This window comes from Mucilaginibacter lappiensis (genome assembly GCF_050433765.1).
GTDB classification, from domain to species: domain Bacteria; phylum Bacteroidota; class Bacteroidia; order Sphingobacteriales; family Sphingobacteriaceae; genus Mucilaginibacter; species Mucilaginibacter lappiensis_A.
The window spans coordinates 530,757-548,991 of sequence record NZ_JBNPWP010000003.1 but is presented as its reverse complement, the minus strand read 5'-3'; the positions used below and the strand labels follow the sequence as shown (position 1 = coordinate 548,991).

General features: G+C 41.6%; 13 protein-coding genes. 1 reads left to right on the top strand and 12 read right to left on the bottom strand.

All coding sequences use genetic code 11. The features are described 5' to 3' along the window. Positions 1–2: 2 nt before the first annotated feature. The 7 genes from M2273_RS12355 to M2273_RS12325 all read right to left on the bottom strand — a co-directional run bounded on the left by M2273_RS12355 (position 3) and on the right by M2273_RS12325 (position 9,526). Positions 3–2,303, bottom strand: coding sequence for a GH92 family glycosyl hydrolase (locus M2273_RS12355; protein ID WP_429397178.1), 2,301 nt, complete (start codon positions 2,301–2,303; stop codon positions 3–5). Further along, positions 2,303–2,494, bottom strand: coding sequence for a hypothetical protein (locus M2273_RS12350; protein WP_429397176.1), 192 nt, complete (start codon positions 2,492–2,494; stop codon positions 2,303–2,305). Before M2273_RS12350 ends, M2273_RS12355 begins: the two co-directional genes overlap by 1 nt. Before the next feature lie 54 nt (positions 2,495–2,548). Beyond that, the gene (locus tag M2273_RS12345) at positions 2,549–3,700 is read right to left on the bottom strand and encodes an acyltransferase family protein (RefSeq protein WP_429397174.1); all 1,152 of its coding nucleotides are present in this window, start codon (positions 3,698–3,700) and stop codon (positions 2,549–2,551) included. Positions 3,701–3,727: 27 nt separating this feature from the next. Beyond that, positions 3,728–5,950, bottom strand: a complete 2,223-nt coding sequence (locus M2273_RS12340) for an alpha-N-acetylglucosaminidase (protein ID WP_429397172.1) — start codon at positions 5,948–5,950, stop codon at positions 3,728–3,730. A gap of 108 nt (positions 5,951–6,058) precedes the next feature. Further along, positions 6,059–7,651, bottom strand: coding sequence for a RagB/SusD family nutrient uptake outer membrane protein (locus tag M2273_RS12335; protein ID WP_429397171.1), 1,593 nt, complete (start codon positions 7,649–7,651; stop codon positions 6,059–6,061). Between the two features lie 19 nt (positions 7,652–7,670). After that, positions 7,671–9,143, bottom strand: a complete 1,473-nt coding sequence (locus tag M2273_RS12330) for a TonB-dependent receptor domain-containing protein (RefSeq protein ID WP_429397169.1) — start codon at positions 9,141–9,143, stop codon at positions 7,671–7,673. Further along, a complete protein-coding gene (locus M2273_RS12325) occupies positions 9,110–9,526 on the bottom strand; it encodes a carboxypeptidase-like regulatory domain-containing protein (protein ID WP_429397167.1) in 417 nt (138 codons plus the stop codon). Before M2273_RS12325 ends, M2273_RS12330 begins: the two co-directional genes overlap by 34 nt. Positions 9,527–9,929: 403 nt before the next feature. Between M2273_RS12325 and M2273_RS12320 the strand changes: the two genes are divergently transcribed. Next, on the top strand, positions 9,930–10,934 hold the full coding sequence (locus tag M2273_RS12320; RefSeq protein WP_429397165.1) for a LacI family DNA-binding transcriptional regulator: 1,005 nt from the start codon (positions 9,930–9,932) through the stop codon (positions 10,932–10,934). Positions 10,935–10,965: 31 nt separating this feature from the next. Here M2273_RS12320 and M2273_RS12315 read toward each other — a convergent pair whose 3' ends face one another. From M2273_RS12315 to M2273_RS12295, 5 genes are all read right to left on the bottom strand, one after another. After that, positions 10,966–11,868 carry an AraC family transcriptional regulator gene (locus tag M2273_RS12315; protein WP_429397163.1) on the bottom strand — a complete coding sequence of 301 codons (903 nt, stop codon included), beginning with the start codon at positions 11,866–11,868 and terminating at the stop codon, positions 10,966–10,968. 170 nt (positions 11,869–12,038) lie between these two features. After that, positions 12,039–13,283 carry an NAD(P)/FAD-dependent oxidoreductase gene (locus M2273_RS12310; protein WP_429397161.1) on the bottom strand — a complete coding sequence of 415 codons (1,245 nt, stop codon included), beginning with the start codon at positions 13,281–13,283 and terminating at the stop codon, positions 12,039–12,041. 208 nt (positions 13,284–13,491) lie between these two features. After that, entirely contained in the window at positions 13,492–14,493 is a 1,002-nt protein-coding gene (locus M2273_RS12305) for a 4-hydroxyproline epimerase (protein WP_429397159.1), read from the bottom strand. 6 nt (positions 14,494–14,499) lie between these two features. Then, positions 14,500–15,438: a dihydrodipicolinate synthase family protein gene (locus tag M2273_RS12300; protein ID WP_429397157.1), complete on the bottom strand. Its 939-nt coding sequence runs from the start codon at positions 15,436–15,438 to the stop codon at positions 14,500–14,502. A 160-nt stretch (positions 15,439–15,598) separates the two neighbouring features. Then, entirely contained in the window at positions 15,599–18,130 is a 2,532-nt protein-coding gene (locus tag M2273_RS12295) for a glycoside hydrolase family 9 protein (protein WP_429397155.1), read from the bottom strand. Between the last annotated feature and the right edge of the window lie 105 nt (positions 18,131–18,235).

The following is an 18,235-nucleotide window of genomic DNA, read 5'->3' as shown; positions in this document are numbered from 1 at the left end:
ATTTAATTGATAGATGGAGATAAACCCTTAGGCTGATCTGCTATTTTTGTTCCCCAGGTTTTATTCGGTTTATTTTTCAAATAGAACTCCAGTTTACCACCGTTCATGATGGCATTGTAACGAATATAATTTTTAGTATATACTTTGCCGTTCAATTTTACTGAGCTGATATAAATGGCATCTTTTGATTCCCTATGGGTGATGATCTTTAATGACCGCCCACCGGGAAGTCTAATAGCCACACGATCAAAAACAGGCGAACACAAGAGATATACATCAGAAACCGGATCAACCGGGTAAAAACCCATCGACGCAAAAATATACCATGCCGACATTTGTCCGGCATCATCATTACCACTTAAACCGCCGGGGCCATCCGTGTATTCTCCTGCCAATATACGCCTTACTTCCTGCTGGGTTTTCCAGGGAGCCTTTGTATAATTGTACATAAAAGGGATCTGGTGGCCTGGTTCGTTGCCGTGCCAGTATTCATCTTCCTTAAACAATGTATCCAATTTCGCTTCTAACTTTACCCGCCCGCCCATTAAACGGCTCAAGCCCGGAACATCCTGGGGTACATAAAAAGTATATTGCCTGGGAGTTCCCTCTGTTATATAAGGCTCGCGGTTATCGGGTTTAAATGGTTTAATCCAGTCACCATTCTGATACCGGCCCCTTACCAGCCCGGCACCGACATCAAATACATTTTGGTAATTCAACGCACGCTTTGCCAGCAATTGATGATCGGTATTTTTCCCTAAAGCTTTTGCAATGGTGGCCAGCGCGTAATCATCATAAGCATACTCCAAAGTACGGCTAACCTGTTCTTTTTTATGGAAAGCATCTTGTACGCTATCCTCCATAGGGATGTAGCCGTATTTTAAATAAGAAGCAAGCGCACGCCTTCCCTTACCATTTAAATAATCAGGCAGGGGCGCAACATCAAAAGCATTCTGACGCATCAGGCGGTACCCTTCGGATATATTATAATCCCGGATCTTTTTATTGTAAGCTGAGGCTATAAAAGCGGTTGCATGATCGCCTACCATGGCCGCTGTATAACTATTCCAACAGGGAAATATAGGTATCCACTGCCCCTGCTGTCCTTTTAAGATCATTGATCTCACCAGGTCATTGATTAGGTTGGGTTTTATAATCTCATATAAAGGCAGCTGCGCTCGGTAAATATCCCACATCGAAAAATCATCATAATAATTTCCTTTGTTCAGGTGCTCTGCTTGATAGTTACCTGCAAACCGTGGATATGTTCCATCTACATTGTTAAATAAGCGGGGGTGCTGCATGGCATGATAGTATGCCGTATAAAAAATATACTTATCACGCTCATCATCAGTGGCTACATTAAGTCGACTTAGTTCATTTTGCCATACTTGCTTGTTTTGCTTGACCAAGGCGTCAAAATCCCAGTCTTTAATTTCTGCCTGCAGGTTTTTCCTGGCATCTGCCACACTGGTAAAAGAGGTACCGATCCTGACCCGTAATTTTTCGCCTTTTTTTAATTTAAACCCTATAAAAGCGCCTATATTTTTGAGGTTTGCTATGCTCTTGGCTGTAAATATTTGTTCATCACTAAATGTTCCGCTGCTGCCTATACTGCGCTCTACTTTCATCACAAAATAACCGCTAAAACCGGCGGGATTGCCCCAGCCCTGGTAAATGCGGTAAGCTGGATTATAACCATATACCTCACTATGCACAGCATCAACGCTTATTGATCCTTTATCTTTATCACTGTTTGGCATTACCAGCAGGTACAGGCTATCTGCCTTATCCATGGTAAACTGCATCATACCGCACCGTAGGGTAGCGGTTATCTCGGTACTTAACTGGTAACCTTTTAAATCAACGCGGTAATATGCGGGCGACGTAGTTTCATTTTGATGCGAGAATGGAACGGCATAAGCCTGTGTTGTTGTTTTTAACTTACCGCTGATGGGCATAATGGTAAAACTGCCATAATCCTGTGTGCATGAGCCACTAAGCCAGTGCGTGGCCCTGAAACCGTTAAGCAGACTATCCTTGTAGCTATAGGGCGGCAGGCATTTGTTTTCTGAAGTATGGGTTTGCGGGGTCCATTGGGTCATGCCAAAGGGAAGCCCAACTGCCGGAATAGTATTAGCATAGCTTTCGGTTCCGCTCCCATGCTTTAATGCTGATGATGTGGTGCTGGCTGCTGTACCAGATAATGGCTGTACATATTTAACCAGATCGGCAGATTGGGCAAAGCCGATGGTAATTAACAAACCGTTTAGGCCAACTATAAGGAATAGCTTTCTGAGCATTATTTAAAACTTTTTTTCTTTTTGATCACCAGGTATTTGCACTCCTTTACCAAGGGGGCTATCACATTTTTGAACACCATTACCGGGTACGTTTTTATGGTTGGTATTTTAATATCGGTTAAACTTAAGTTATTTACATCATCAAAAATACAAGCCGAGCGAAAATCCCCCTTCTGATATTTCAGGATCATATTATTAATAGTGTAAGCAAGCATAACAATCTCATGGAATAAGGTTTCAACTAATTAGACTTTTAAAAACAATTTATTTCGATATAAAAAATACAAAAACACCAATTGTACCAGTGTTACAGCAGTGGCTGCAAAAACGGCCTGCCACGCTAAAGGGGCCAAATGTACAAGCCCGCCAAATATATAATTGGCGGTATACCCAAAATTGAACAACCCCTCTGAGCAGATATAGATCACTATAGAATTTGTACCGATGAGAATAAATGGGAATGCCCATTTTTTAAAACCCGCGACATCAATGATCAGGTAAAAAACGGATAAAAAGATCAGACTCCATCCGCCAACATACAATACGAACGAGCTTGACCATAAGCGTTTATTGATAGGAAAGTCCAGTCCCCATAATTTACCCGCAGCAATGAATACCAGGCCAGCAAGGAACAATACGATCCCTTTTTTGAGCATTGTCCATTTTGCTGAATCGAGCTTTAAAAAGCTACCTGTAAAAACACCAAGCAACGCGGTACCAATAGCTGGTATGGTAGATAACACACCTTCGGGATCATGTATTTTATCATGCAAGCGACCGGGCAATAACAACCTGTCCACATATGATTCAAAAGATCCGGCCATGGTTAATACGCCCGGCCCATACCCAGGAACAGGGATAAACATCATAGCAGCCCAGTAACCTGCCAGCAACCCAATGAACCAGATAATTTGGCCGCGCAGGTTAAAATTAAGATAGATGAGTCCTGCAAAAAACCAGGCCAACCCAATGCGACCTAAAACGCTGGCAAAACGGGTGTTCTCATATCCGTTAAATTTTAACAGGCCATTTACGATCATCCCTAACAAAAGCAATATAAGCGTACGCCTGATCATTGATTTGTAAATGGGCCATTTGGCATCGCCAGGTAACTGCATTGCTGAACCTACGCCCGCTTTATCGATTTTATTACCGATGGAATATGGCATGGAAACACCTGCTATAAATAAAAACAAGGGAAAGATCATGTCATAAAAAGTAAACCCATCCCATACGGTATGGTGCAATTGCCCCGAAAGCCATATAAAAACAGACCAACCTGTAGCTTTGGCCAATGCATGGGCAATTTGCTCGCCGCTCATTATCCAGAACATATCAAAGCCCCTTAAGGCATCGAGCGAAACCAGACGCTTTACTTTTGGGCCCGGCGTGGTCATATACTTAATAATTTTAGTGGTTCCATACTAATACGCCGCTCCTATTTGTTTACGATATTTTTGATAGATCCTTTCGGATTCGGTAACCGGGTTGCCGGTTGCCTGAACCGGAAAATCCTTGCGGCTGTTTACCCATTGCCATTCCCAATGTTTTATTGACTGCTCAAAAGCAGGCAGATCAGCTTCCTTACCCGATTGCAGCGAAGTGGTTAACACCTCAAAGAATTTTTGCCATCGTACTTTGTAAAAATCATTCAGCAAACCGCTCCATTGCCTGTTGGCATATTCATGAAGCGGACTGTCAGCATCGCCCCAAAGGGTGATCAGGTCGCGGGCGTTACGTTCATACAATGCTTTCTCACTGGCAGTAGTTCCCCAATTTCTGGCATCGGCTATCCACGGTCCTAATAAAAAATCTTTACGGCTTGCAAGCAGCTTGTCCATATCACTGATCAGTTGTAAGTACTGCCCACTGTATAACTTAAACTCTACCGCATTTTTCTCCCGGTACGCCTTAACCCATTGCTTTTGCAGCGGAAGCGCATAATTTGCAAGCACCTGTCGGGTTACATCCACCAGGTCATAATTAAAGCCATCACTATTGCGGCAGGCTGGAATAGCTTTTATTAAACCATCCCATGCGGGTAAAAGGTCTTTAGGATTGTAATTAAGCTTTGTTCTTGTCCATACCGTAGTCGAATCAAAAGTTGGTCTTCCGGTGATGATACTTTCGGCACCGTCACGTATGGCCGTGCCGTTATAAACCGTTTTCTTTAGTACCTGCCAGGCATCAAGAGCATTTTTGCTATGGGCACCATAACGGTTACGCAGGTATTTACTTAACCAGGCATCCAGCGGAATAACCGAGTCCTGCCACGTATTTTGCAACATTAACTCATACAATACGGGGTTTTGCTCAATGGCTTCCATGGTTAACCCAATCCCTTTAAGTTCGCCTTTGTTAGCGGCATGCAAAGCCTTCGCCGGGCCATCGGCCACGCCCTCCATTCGCCCGAAAAGGTTTACATTTCCGCCAAAATTATTCAGCATATTCCAAATCCACGGTTTTCCGTAAAAGGCATCTGTGCGTTTCCATACCGGCTCAATCTCAGTAGCCAGATCAAGGATGATCATGTGTTCATTCGGCACAGCATCAAGCAGGGCTTTTACCTGCGGCGCGTTCCAGAATTTACGGTCACTGTAAAAAAGCCAGCCCTGCATTACCCAAATAGCTTTGGGATCAGCTTTGCTCATAGCCTGATAAACCCGGTTACTTAATGCCGCAAGATAAGCCGTATCATTAGTTGGAGGTTCATTCTCATTAAAGGTATCTGCCGAGTATAAATGATCAGTACCATAAAGCGCGGTTTGCGCCTTGATAAATTTATTGCCGATCTCAGCAAACAACGGATCGTCCGTATCCAGTATATAAGTATCGGCAAAGCCATTATTCCAGTTTGTTTTTTTCAGTTTAGATGCCGGAAAATGCTTTTGAAAAGATGCAGGAACATGCCCGGTAAAGGATTGTAAAACCGGTTTCATACCCAACTCACGCTCGCGGTGCACTATTTTTTGTTGCAGATCACGATGGCTTTGCATCCAGCTTAACGGCAGTGGGCCTCCCCAGCCATCCAGGTTACCCATCCAAAACCATGAAAAATATGCAGGGCCGCTAAAAAAATCCTTTAGGTCATTATCTGTAAAACCCATGCCCTTGTAAACTTCATACCAGGTATACTCCTGCCCAGTTAGGGCCAGCGGCATATTGATACCGTGCATAGCCATCCAGTCTATCTCCTTTTGCCATCTTTTCCAATCCCACCAGCTCATGCTGTAGTTAAACGTACAGTAATTAAGATAATAACGATATTGATAAGGCGTATTTTTATGGATTTTTGAGGCTAGTACCGGCAATTTTGCAGGGAGATTAAGGTTTGTACCATTCCATGTTACCTGGCAATGGGCATATTCGGTGAGGTAGTAATACAATGCCGAGGCAATGGCAACACCATTATTACCGCTTAATATGATCTTATTGTTTTTGCTTTCTATTTCAAATACATCATTACCAGCATCAGACTTAATTTCCCGTACCACGAAATAAGCCGCCTTTTGAGGGATAACACGCTTAATAAGGGCGTAGGATGCAGCGGGGTTTACCTGTGCCCATACAGGTTTATTACCAATAACCACAACAAATAACAGTGTGATCAATATGCTGTAAAAGCTAAAAAACTTCTTTCTGTTCATAAAATAGACCTATTATAATCGCGGCATTAAAGTACGGCAATCATCAATATAAAAAAAAGAATATGGGCTAATCGCCCATATTCTGATCAATAAATAAACCTAAAAAAATTAATATCCCGTATTTTGCGTCAATTTAGGGTTTAACTGCATTTCGGATCTTGGGATCGGGAAGATGCGTTTGTTCGGATTAGCATCGGTTTTTATACCCCATGTTTTCTCAAACTGACCATAACGAATAAGGTCATTCCTTCTCCAGCACTCCATTGCCAATTCCCGCGCGCGTTCGTCCAGTACATCGTTAAGGGTAACGGCGCTCAATGATGCCGCTTTAGCCCGTGTGCGCACCTTATTAACCAATGATAAAGGCGAATCGCCATTGGTAGCGGTAGCCCCTCTCAATATAGCTTCTGCTTTTTCTAACAACACATCGGCATACCTGAACATCGGTACATCATTGCTCTGGTTGCGGGTGGTACTTAAGCTATCGGGATAAAATTTGTTGTTCCTGTAGCCTTCTTCGTTAGCCAGTTCATCATTACCAATATCAAAAGTGGAAGGATTTTTCCATACAATATCAGGGGTAAACTCCAGCTGGTGTATAACGGGAGCAGTAGGATTTGGACCGCTATAGCTGGCATCAAGGCCTATATTAGTCGTAGTAATATTAATTGGGGTTCCGTCATTATTATACTGCTTGCCGGTAAGGTATTGCTTTTTACGAATATCATTAGCATCATTAAACAAAGCGTAATACTCTTTGTAAGTGTATACCGGGCCATCTGGCGTGTACGGCAATTTATATTTAGTTGCTAAATTCGGGTTTATCGTCCACCGCGCGTAATACATACCCTGGGCCAGTAAAGCATCAAAAGGAACGGCAAAGATAAAATCCTTTATTGCCGGCCCGTTACTCGCTTTAAACATGCCTAAATAGTCGGTATCCAAATTATACTGGCCTCCTTGTATAATATTATCGCACATGGTAACTGCCTCCTGATATTTTGAAGTCCCGATGTAATATTGCGCGTTTAAATACATTTTTGCCAAAATAGCGTATGCCAAATATTTTGTAGGCCGGCCATAGGTTGAAGCACCTACTGTTGCGCTCAAATTTGGGATTTGCGCCAATAATTCACTCTCAATAAAAGCAAATACCTGCGCCCTTGGCTGTGTACCTAAGTTAGTGGTATCACCAAAAGTTTTAGATATGGGCACATTGCCAAACAGGTCCATCATATAAAAGTATGACAAGGCCCGCATGGTTTTAATTTCGGCAATGGTTTGTTGTTTGGCTGCGCTTTCAGGTGCCGAAGCAAATACCGACAATACTTTATTGCAGTTACTAATGGTGGTATAACCCCATGACCAGCAAGTTCCAACCATGCCGTTATCAGGAGTAACCGTATGCAGGTTTACGGTGGAGTATGTACCGCCATCAAGCCAGTTTCCGCCGCGGGCAACCAATACGTTCTCGTCTGTGCTCAGGTTTTGTAACAGCCAGTACTCACGGCCAACCGCGCCACGAAATGAGGTATAAATAGGTCCGGTTGCTGCCACAAATTGTGCAGCTGTTGTAGGAAAATTACTGGGTGTAAGCGCAGACTTTGCGGCGACATCCAATTTTGTGCAGCTGGGCAGATAAACTGCTCCTGCAAGCAAAGCTACGATGCTGAGTTTCTTATATATTTTTATGTGGTTCATGTCAATTAAGTTTTAGGTATTATAAATCTACTTGTATGCCAGCCAGGAAGCTCCGTGTTTTAGGATAAAAGTTATTACTATCTACTCCTATGAACTGGCCGCTGGCCTGATTATTCAGGCTCAAGTTCAACTCAGGGTCAACACCCTTGTACTTTGTAATGATAAACAGGTTGGTTCCGGTAACATACAACCGCAGCCCATGTATATAGTTGCCCGGTATTTTGGTTTTGTAAGACAAAGTTGCATTACTTAACCGCACAAAAGTGCCGCTTTCAAGGTATCGGGTTGAGTATAAATTCGCATTTACGTCATTACCCGGTTCGCTCAATGTTAGCACTGGTACGCCGTGTGCCGAGGCTTGTGTGGGCTGATTAAAGCTTGCCAGTGAGGCATTCATGATTTTATTACCACCCTGCCCACGGAAAAAGAAATTCAGACTGAATTTTTTATAAGTAAAATCATTACCCCAACCAAATGAATAGGTTGGCTGTGCATTGCCTGCATAAGTTTGATCGGCACTTGTTGGTGTTGTGGTAGGCTGCCCGTTGGCGCCCATGTAGGTTGATACGCCGTTAGTGCGGCCAATATATTTCAAAGTATAAAACTCACCAAGCGGGTACCCGGATTCAATAATAGACGTTTTGATACCGCTCTGCCCAGGGCCTTCCGGATCGCCTACATAAATTTTTGAAAGATTGGTACCCATTGAGGTGATCCTGTTCTTATTAAAGGCAATATTTCCATAACTGCTCCAGGTAAAATCCCTTGTTTTTAAAGGAGTTCCGTTTAAAGCTATCTCAACCCCTTTATTGCTCATACTACCCACGTTAGCCGTAGTAATATTCACAAAATTATTGATGGTAGAAACAGGAATATCAAAGATCATGTTGGTTGTTTTCTTATCGTAAACATCAACTGATCCACTTAATCGGCCTTTAAGTATGGAGAAATCAATACCACCGTTTAAGGTAGCTGTGCTTTCCCATTTCAAGTTAGGGTTAGGATTTTGGGTTATACCAACAGCACTGGTATAAGCCCCATTATAATAAAAATAGCCTGTTGTACCATATAACGTTTGCGGTGTGTATGGATTAATTCCTAAGGCATTACCTGTTTGCCCATAACCTACACGAAGTTTCAGATCATCAAACAAATTTTGTGATTTCATAAACGATTCGTCAATAACCCGCCATGCTGCTGAAGCTGCTGGAAAATACCCCCAGCGGTTATTGGTACCGAACGCATTTGAACCATCGCGACGTATAGAAGCTTGTAAAATATACTTGCCTAAATAACTGTAGTTTAAGCGAGAGTAAAACGATATTAAACGTAGCGTATTAAATGATAACGTAGTATTTCCAAGATCTGAGTTGAGACCTGTCTGGCTACCTAAACCCAGATTATAATAACTGGTTGCATCAGATGGAAAGCCCTGAGCTACTGACTGAAAGCCATTGCCTACCGTAGTTTCATCAAACGAGTAACCAAACAAAGCCTTAAAATCATGCTTATTATCCCAGTTATGGGCATAGGATAAATAGTTTTCAAATACCTTTTTGGTATCCTCATAGGTTGAGCGGTTTCATCGCCTACGGTTATCTCTTTCAGTTCAAAGCCTATAAAGCGAAATTGCAAAACACTGCCTTTTGCGGCATTAATGGTAAAAGCCCCGCTAACCGCTGTAGCAGTAGACCGGTCTGTACCTTTTACCTGTACGGTTACCCCGGGTAAAGGGCCTCCCTGGGCATCTTTTACCACCCCCTTAATGGCATTAGTTGTTTGTGCGTTACTGTAAGTAAAGATACAGAGCAGTAACAGAAGGAGCATACCCGGCCGGGTTTTCCTCATTAATAGTTTGGGTCTGTTTGTAATCATAATAGTTTATTATTTTATGCTTGTTGGTTTTGTGTTGTTTTGACAATTAAGCAGATATATAAATTGCTCGCATATCTATTATAATTTAATTAGTTTTACACAAATAAGCCACGTGTTCTTTTAACACTTAAATTTTTGCCAAATTTGTTGCTGCCGATTAATTAAAAAATGATATTCATTCATCAATCAGCTGTTTTTGATTAGGCAGCAACTTTAATGGTTAGGCTTTTTTAGTTTATAATTATGATTTGTAGTTGCAGGTAGTAGTAATTACAAATCGGTTAAAAGTGTAGATTTTTAGAAGCGAATTTTTAAAATTTTCATTATTTATTTACGCAAACGATTACAATTTAACAGAAACGCCATTTTTTTATACTAATTAAACCCCACTTATTATAACATTATGGGCAACATCAATATTAAAAAACTTGCCCTGGAGCTCAACTTATCAACAGCAACGGTTTCCAGGGCTTTAGGAGATAGCTACCAGATCAGTAGTGAAACAAAAAGGAAGGTATTGGAATTGGCCAAGAGCTTAAATTATGAGCCAAATCCTATTGCAAGCAATTTGCGCAACCAAAAAAGCAAAACTATTGCTGTGATTGTTCCCGAAGTAGCTAACCACTTTTTTTCGTTGGCTATTAACGGCATCGAAGAAATTGCCAGAAAAAGAGATTACCATGTGTTAATTTACCAGACCCATGAAAACAGTGCAGCCGAAATTGCCTTTACCCTCAGGTTATTAAGTGGCCGGGTTGATGGTATCCTGATATCAACATCGAGCGAGACAAATGATAAACAGCATCTTATTGAAGCTTCACAGAGTATCCCTGTAGTTTTTTTCGACCGGGTTTATGAGGATATAGAAGGGGTAAAAATTATAACTGATGATTATGAAAGTGCATATCAGGCAGTTCAGCACCTCATTGAATCGGGATGTAAAAAGATAGCTTATCTGCTGGCACTAAATAACCTCTCAACCGGAGAAAAAAGATTAAATGGCTATTTAACTGCATTAGCCGATAATGGCATTCCCTATGATCAGGATCTTATTATTGCAAGCACCACAAGCAACGATCAGAACTATACCCTGATTAAAAATTTGCTTACAAATAATAAACCGGATGGCATACTTTCTTCTATTGAAGAACTGGCATTTCCCTGCTATTACGCGTGCCGGGAACTGAATTTAAACATACCCCGTGATTTAAAGATCATTAGTTTTTCGAATTTGGATTGCGCTCCCCTTTTAAACCCATCGCTCACTACCATTACACAACCTGCATTTGAAATAGGAAGTGAGGCGGCCTGTATTTTATTTAAAATATTTGACAAGAGGTGCTTTGAGCCAAACGAAACCCGTATTTTAAAATCAGTTTTGATTAAAAGAGAATCAACCGCTATTTAATTTAAGCAAAACCAGCCGTTTTAAGTATAAATTAACCCGCTGCCCTGTTAAGGCTGATCAAATTATTGTCATAAGTATCAAGATAGTCCCTGGGCGAACTGCCAATAACATATTTAAACACCCTGTTAAAATTTGTTATGCTGTTAAAGCCGCATTGATAAGCTACTGTATTTATGTTTTCAAATTTATGAGCGATCAATTTTTTACACGCCTCATTGATCCTGACCTCATTTAAAAATGAAATAAAGGTATGACCTGTATGCTTTTTAAAATAGCGACAAAAAGATTCGGGGGTCATGTGGGCAATTTGGGCTACCTCATCCAGTGTAATAGACTTATTGTAGTGCCGCATGATGTAATTGTAAATATTACCTATCCTTATCCCTTCATTTTCAGTTATAGCGGGTAAATTGCCATAGGATGATAAAGGGTCTAACCTGGTTTTAATGTTGCTTAAAATTTTTAATAAGTTAAAAAACTGAATGAGTTGATCTGTACCTGAAGCGTTTTTTAATGCGATCATGGTCTCCGATACCTTGTCTGTGATGAGGTGCGGTATTTTAAACCCCTGCAGGTGTTGCTGAATAAAAGTCTTATTCGGATTCATCTCGGGCAACTCAAATAAAGGTGCAAGAGTTCCTTCCGGATTAAAGAATATAGTTAGCGCCTCAATTTGCTTATGAGCATCCTGAATAAAATATTCCGGATTACTTTTAAACACATGTGGCAGATTTGCCCCTAACAAAAATATATCACCGGCAGCATAATCATGCATATTATTTCCGGCTATCAGGGTCCCTTCTCCGCGCTGTATCCAGGTGATCTGCGTTTCTTTATGCCTGTGCAGGTAGGGATAATGATACGGAAGAAAAACCTTCTCTGCTATTACACTTTTATCATGTGGTAGTGGGATGGTAAATTGTAAAACCTTCATCTTGACATGGATTAATCCACTTTGAATTTACAATTATTTAACTCAAATATCCAAAACCAAGCCAAAATAAGATAAAATCAGGTTACCATAGGCTAATTTTCAGCAAATTCGCTGCGTGCAGCAAGGCTTTATCAAGCTTCTGAATTAAAAGAAATGAACCAGGAAACTATCTAAGACCGATCAGGAGAAAACGCCCCTATAGCTATAGTTGTTGTGGTGCCGGATATAATTTCGCTCGCAAGTAAACCCGTTGCAGCACCCAAACTTAAACCCATCATGCCATGGCCAGTAGTTATAGTGAGGTTATTGTATTTATTGCTGCGGCCTATATAAGGCAAACCATCCGCAGATGATGGTCTGAAACCAAACCATATGTCCTTTTCTGCCGGAACAGCTGGTTTAAGACCAGGAAAGTATTTGGGCACAGACTCTACAATACCCCTCACCCTGTTCATATTGATGCGGCTATTTATTTTATCAAGTTCCATAGTACCACCATAGCGTAAACCACCGTTCATCGGGGTAATGGCTACACGGGCTTCGGCAAGCAAGGCCGGGATCTGCATGGTTTGCTGTTCATCCTTTATATTAAATGAATAGCCTTTACCCGGCATCAACAAGATCTTTAAACCTAATAATTTACCTATTGACGGTGACCAGGATCCGCCTGCAACAATGTATTCATCTGCTGTAAATTCTTCACTGAATGATAAAACCCGACTCACTTTACCCGCAGTGGTTTCAATTTTTGTTACCTCTTTATTTGCTAACAGATTTACACCTGCAGTTCTTAGATACTTTATTAAACCTGCCATCAGCTTATTGGGCGACAAATGTGCATCACAACGATAATGCACCGCTCCTAACACATCAAGCTCCAGATCGGGTTGTAATTTAAGGCAATCGTTAACGGTGAGCACCTGCATATCCAGGCCTAATTCACGGCCTTTTTCAGCCATATGGGCTTCTTCTTCACCAGCCTTTTCTGTTTTATAAAACATCAGGATGCCTTTCTCCACCAAATCAAAATCAAAACCAGGCTCTTTACTTAAATCCTCATAAAGCTTTTTACTGAGTAATGAAAGCTCCGTTAAAGGAACGGCCGATCTTTCAACATGCCCGGCATTTGCTTTACTCAAAAACTTTATGCCCCATGACAGGAGCTGGGGGTTTAGGGATGGCTTTACATAAAACGGGCTTTTACTGTTAAACATCCACCTGATGCCCTGGGTTACCATGCCCGGGGTTGCCAGCGGGATAAAGTGGCTTGGCACGATCATGCCGGCATTACCATATGAACAGTTATCAGTCATGTCCCCTTTATCAAGCACGGTAACCTGATGCCCGGCCTTATGTAAATAATATGCAGAACTCAAACCAACAATTCCACCGCCAATGATCAGCACTTTTGCCATTTTTTAAAAACTAAAGCCGAAAGCAAAAAGCTTAAGGCTTATTTCTTGAATGTTAATATTAATTTATAACTCCATATCATTTCGAACGATAGAGAGAAACTATCTCTTGAGCGAGAGCGAAAAATCTTATACGGTTTTACATGCGACCTTGCATATCGTACAAGATTTCTCACTCGTTCCTCGTATCGAAATGACATTTTCAGGTTTATTAAATCACCTGAAAACCATGTGCATATGGGTCATCGTCGTCAATTTTTATGGTATTGTAGCCATAAACTTTTGCCCAGCCTTCAACACTCGGGATAATGGCATCAAAATCATTGATCTTGACAACTTCCTCTACCCTCCCGGTAAATTTACTGCCGATGATACTTTCATGAATAAAAGGCTGACCTATTTTTAGTTTCCCTTTTGCATACCATTGCGCCATACGGGCAGATGTACCGGTACCGCAGGGAGATCTGTCAATAGCTTTATCGCCATAAAACACAGCGTTCCTTGCAGTTGCATCGTCTGATAACGTGGCGCCTGTCCAAAGTATATGTGTACAGGTATTGATCGTGGGGTCCTGAGGGTGAACAAATGTATATTTTTCATTTATCCGTTTGCGGATCACCTGGCTCCAGGCAACTAATTGTCCGGCAGTGTAATTTTCAATACCGGGAAAATTGGGCTGAGGATCAACTATGGCATAATAATTTCCACCATAGGATACATCAATCGTCAACATGCCCAGATCAGGGCACTCAACCTGAAGATCAGTTGCAGCGAGGTAAGCGGCAACATTCCTGAGTTTTACGGAGGTAACCTTTTTACCCTCTTGTTTATATTCAATTAAAACCAGGCCGGCAGGTGCCTCCATACGTATTACCCCGGGCACTTTGGGTTGTATTAACCCTTCCTCAATGGCAATGGTGATAGTACCGATTGTGCCATGCCCGCACATTGGCAGACAGCCGCTGGTTTCGATGAATAAAACAGCAACATCATTTTCGGGGTCATGAGGTGGATAAAGTATACTGCCCGACATCATATCATGCCCCCTTGGCTCAAACATTAAACCTGTTCTTATCCAATCATATTCCTTTAAAAAATGCTGGCGTTTTTGACTCATGTTGTCCCCTTTTAATGCAGGACCTCCTCCGGCCACCAATCTTACCGGGTTACCACAAGTATGCGCATCTATACAGAAAAAAGTTTTACTGGCCATATTTTATTATAACACAACTTCACTAAGATTGCCCCAGCTGCGTGCTGGCAATACCGGACGAACGGCAAGCGCGTCGTTGATGATCTTTTGTACCCTTGCACGCTCCTCGCCTATTAGCGGCAAACGCGGGGCACGTACGTTTTCGGTACCTATACCCGTAGCTACTTCGGCCAGTTTAATATATTGTACCAGTTTAGGGTGAATATCCAGTTCAAGCACCGGCAAAAACCAGCGATAGATGGCCAAAGCCTCATCATACCGTTTAGCTTTAATCAAACGGTATATGGCAACCGTTTCTTTTGGGAAGGCATCAACCAAACCAGCTACCCAGCCATCGGCACCCATTACCAAGCTTTCCATAGCAAGCGGATCAACACCCGTAAACACCTTATACCTGTCCCCAAAACGGTTGAACATCCGGGTGATATTGGATACATCACGGGTTGATTCCTTTACGGCCACGATGTTATCATAAGCAGCAAGTTGCTCAAACATATTCAAGGTAACTTCAACTTTATAATCAACCGGGTTATTGTAAATCATGATAGGCAATGGTGTACTCTTTGCAACTGCGCCTATATAAGCTAAGGTTTCGCGCTCTTCGCTGTTATAGCGCATCGGTGGTAATAACATTAACCCGTCTGCACCATTATCCAGGGCTTTTTGTGCACAAGTAACGGCCGCTTTGGTGGTTTGCTCGGCAATGTTTAATATCACCGGAACTTTTCCGTCAACATAAGCTACGGTGTGGGCAAGCAGGGCAAACTTTTCCTGATCACTCAAAACACTCGCTTCGCCTAAAGAACCACCCAGGATAAACCCATCAACACCGGCTTCCAGCTGCGCTTTTAAATTGATATCAAAAGCATCAAAATCCAATTCGTCATTATCAGTAAATTTGGTAGTTACCGCAGGTAGTACACCTTTCCAATCAAATGTTATCATTGTTAAATATTTTTTCCAAAATTAATATACTATTAAACATTATTAAGGTAACAATTTAGCCAACACTAACCATATTTTAGCAATTAAATAAGGCAATAATAAAGGCAAGTTCAATGAAATAAAAAGATTGAGCAACGCTACTACTGTAATTGGCTGTCTTTTAATACCCAACCGGGGTGCCCGGTTTATCTTGCCGCAGTAATTCATCTATTTTTACAAACTGGTAGCCTTTGTTTTTTAGTGCTGTTATAAGGTAAGGCAGTTTAGCATAAAACTTATCCTTTCTTTTGGGATCTGTACCAATATGGGTCAATAAAATAAATCCGTTCAGTCCGTTCTTATCCTTTTGTTCATAATCTAAAACAGATTTCATAACCGCATCACTGTCTACATATTTAACTCCCATTTCAGGAAAAGTGTAATCTGCGTTTGATCTTGTACCAGGTGTAAAATTAACCAGCTGCAGGTTCATGCTACGCGTCCAGGACGCTATGGTATCGTTATACCATTCATAAGGGGGTAAAAAATAGTGTGCCTGCTTTTCATCAATGTTAAACTTTTTTAATTCCTGATAAGCGTTTTTAATATCCTGATCAAACTGCTGCCGGGTTACCAGCAAACTATCCCTGTTATTCCAATCACAGTACAGCAAATGTTTATCAGAATGAGAACCTAAATAATTACCATCAAGCTTAAGCTGGGTGATCTGTTTTTTAAAGTCCTTATTCCGGTAAAAATTCCCCGTTAAAAAGAATGAACCATGAATTCGCTGTTGTTTTAAAGTATTGGCAATAAATTGAGCGCCATCACCAAATTCATCTCCGGTAAAAACCAAGGCGATCTTTTTAAAGGTTGTATCTCCCCGAATAATAACCCCCCTTGATTCTGTAACCTTTTTGCCGATCCTTTCTTCATATGCTTTGCCAGCCAGCAAGTAAACCAGTGATGCAGTGCCATCCATTGTTGGTTCATTGGTACTATAGTCGCCCATATCATCATGATAAACCACAAGATCTGACTGAAATTCGGCATACGCATCGGGCTTGTTCAGGCGCAAGCCCCGTAAATTCTTAAATATACTCCCATAAACAGGCCCATCAACCAAACCACCATCTAAAGGGTAATGGTACAAAAATGCCAAAGACGAGTGTGGATCTTTGGGGGTATCCCCGTTTGCCGGCAAACCGTATATCATGCATTTGCCCCAGGGATTACAACCAAAAAGCCAGTCGATACAAGCTTGTTCAAGCGTTGCATAAGTCTTGTCTCCGCTAAGTTTCCGGTATAAAGCACATTGAATGGCAAAAGAAGTTGTTAAATTGTTTGAGCACCAGATAAAAGGAATCCCGCGATAAAAGGCATTGTTCTTTGCTTTAGCCCAAACTTTCTCAATCCCCTCTTTATAATAACTTATCAGTTCAGCCTTAGTTTTCGTATCAGTCTCCCGGGCAAGTTCATAATGCCCAAAATTATGGAACGGATACCACTGATAATGCCGGGCTGTATCAGCACCCAACCATGGAGTTACCTTTTCTTCTGCACTATACTGAAGCGACTGTTTAAGGTATTTCTTTTGACCTGTAAGCCTGAACAAAGCTGCAGATGCAAGTTCCATATCATCGGTCCAATTATCTTCTTCATAAAAATAGGGTGCGAGGTTGGGGGCGGTTTGACATACGCCTGGTTTTGCAAGCCCAAGATCATAAGCAGAAACCGACCTGTTCCTGAACAAACGCGCTAATGCAGTATCCGTTTTTTCATATAAAACAGCAGCTAAAGCAAACGCGCTTGCAAATTTGCCGGCTGTTGAGGCCACTCCGGTTGTCCGGTTCTTATATTTACCCAGACCCTGGGGCTTTCCATTTGCAAAATATACAATACGGCCGTTCCCTTTTCCCATGCCATAATCAACCGAGTCTTTTGCTGGTAAACGCAAACCTGCATGATCCCTATCATCTGCCAGTTGATTAAACATCCAGTCTTTTTTGGGATGCATTTTTAATAGCCAGTCAAGCCCCCATTTGGCTTCATCCAATACATCAGGAACACCATTATTTCCGTCGAGCCCGTTTCCCTGGTGTGTATCGGTAAACACGCCCGGAAAATCCCGGTAGGCGGCAAGCAAATGATACGTTGCATTAGCCGAAGTAGTAACATATTGCAAGTAATCTGAGGCGTCATGCCAGCCGCCAGATGCATAAATATGGGTACCGTCAGCCATTGGCCCATACATGGTAAAGCCATCTTTTGTATGGCATGAATCATTTAAATATGGATTGAAGCCGCTTCTTTGCTGTCGCATATACCGAAGGCAAAAATCCGCGGTTCCCTTATAAATATCATCAGCTAAACGAAATTCGGGCGAGACGATGTTGCCGCACTTCACATGATAACTTCCGGGCTTGTTGAACTTAGTAAAATCAAGACGATATGATTGTTTGAAAGGGCCATAGCCCCCAAAAGGTTTACCCGTGTTCCCGGTAAAAACAACCGCGGCGGTTTTGGCGTCAATTAACTGAAATTCGGCTGGAGGTGCACCATTCTTGCCCGCCCAAACACCTACCTTAATTCCTGACAACTCATACCCTAATTGATTTATCCTGATCCATGCATCCTGCGCTTTAGCTTTTTTAAAAAGAGCAGCAACAAAAATTAAAATACAGCAAAAAACAACTTTACTAAAAACACGCATAATGCAAATTCACATTTAATATAATACTCCTGATATTTAATTAAGGACACCAGAAATTTATCCCTTATTTAATGTTTATATATTTCAAATATAACTTATTCATAC

Excerpts from the sequence above, each read along its gene's own strand:
- M2273_RS12355 (WP_429397178.1), bottom strand. The coding sequence starts at position 2,303 with ATGCTCAGAAAGCTATTCCTTATAGTTGGCCTAAACGGTTTGTTAATT.
- M2273_RS12350 (WP_429397176.1), bottom strand. The coding sequence starts at position 2,494 with ATGATCCTGAAATATCAGAAGGGGGATTTTCGCTCGGCTTGTATTTTT.
- M2273_RS12345 (WP_429397174.1), bottom strand. The coding sequence starts at position 3,700 with ATGACCACGCCGGGCCCAAAAGTAAAGCGTCTGGTTTCGCTCGATGCC.
- M2273_RS12340 (WP_429397172.1), bottom strand. The coding sequence starts at position 5,950 with ATGAACAGAAAGAAGTTTTTTAGCTTTTACAGCATATTGATCACACTG.
- M2273_RS12335 (WP_429397171.1), bottom strand. The coding sequence starts at position 7,651 with ATGAACCACATAAAAATATATAAGAAACTCAGCATCGTAGCTTTGCTT.
- M2273_RS12325 (WP_429397167.1), bottom strand. The coding sequence starts at position 9,526 with ATGATTACAAACAGACCCAAACTATTAATGAGGAAAACCCGGCCGGGT.
- M2273_RS12320 (WP_429397165.1), top strand. The coding sequence starts at position 9,930 with ATGGGCAACATCAATATTAAAAAACTTGCCCTGGAGCTCAACTTATCA.
- M2273_RS12315 (WP_429397163.1), bottom strand. The coding sequence starts at position 11,868 with ATGAAGGTTTTACAATTTACCATCCCACTACCACATGATAAAAGTGTA.
- M2273_RS12310 (WP_429397161.1), bottom strand. The coding sequence starts at position 13,283 with ATGGCAAAAGTGCTGATCATTGGCGGTGGAATTGTTGGTTTGAGTTCT.
- M2273_RS12305 (WP_429397159.1), bottom strand. The coding sequence starts at position 14,493 with ATGGCCAGTAAAACTTTTTTCTGTATAGATGCGCATACTTGTGGTAAC.
- M2273_RS12300 (WP_429397157.1), bottom strand. The coding sequence starts at position 15,438 with ATGATAACATTTGATTGGAAAGGTGTACTACCTGCGGTAACTACCAAA.
- M2273_RS12295 (WP_429397155.1), bottom strand. The coding sequence starts at position 18,130 with ATGCGTGTTTTTAGTAAAGTTGTTTTTTGCTGTATTTTAATTTTTGTT.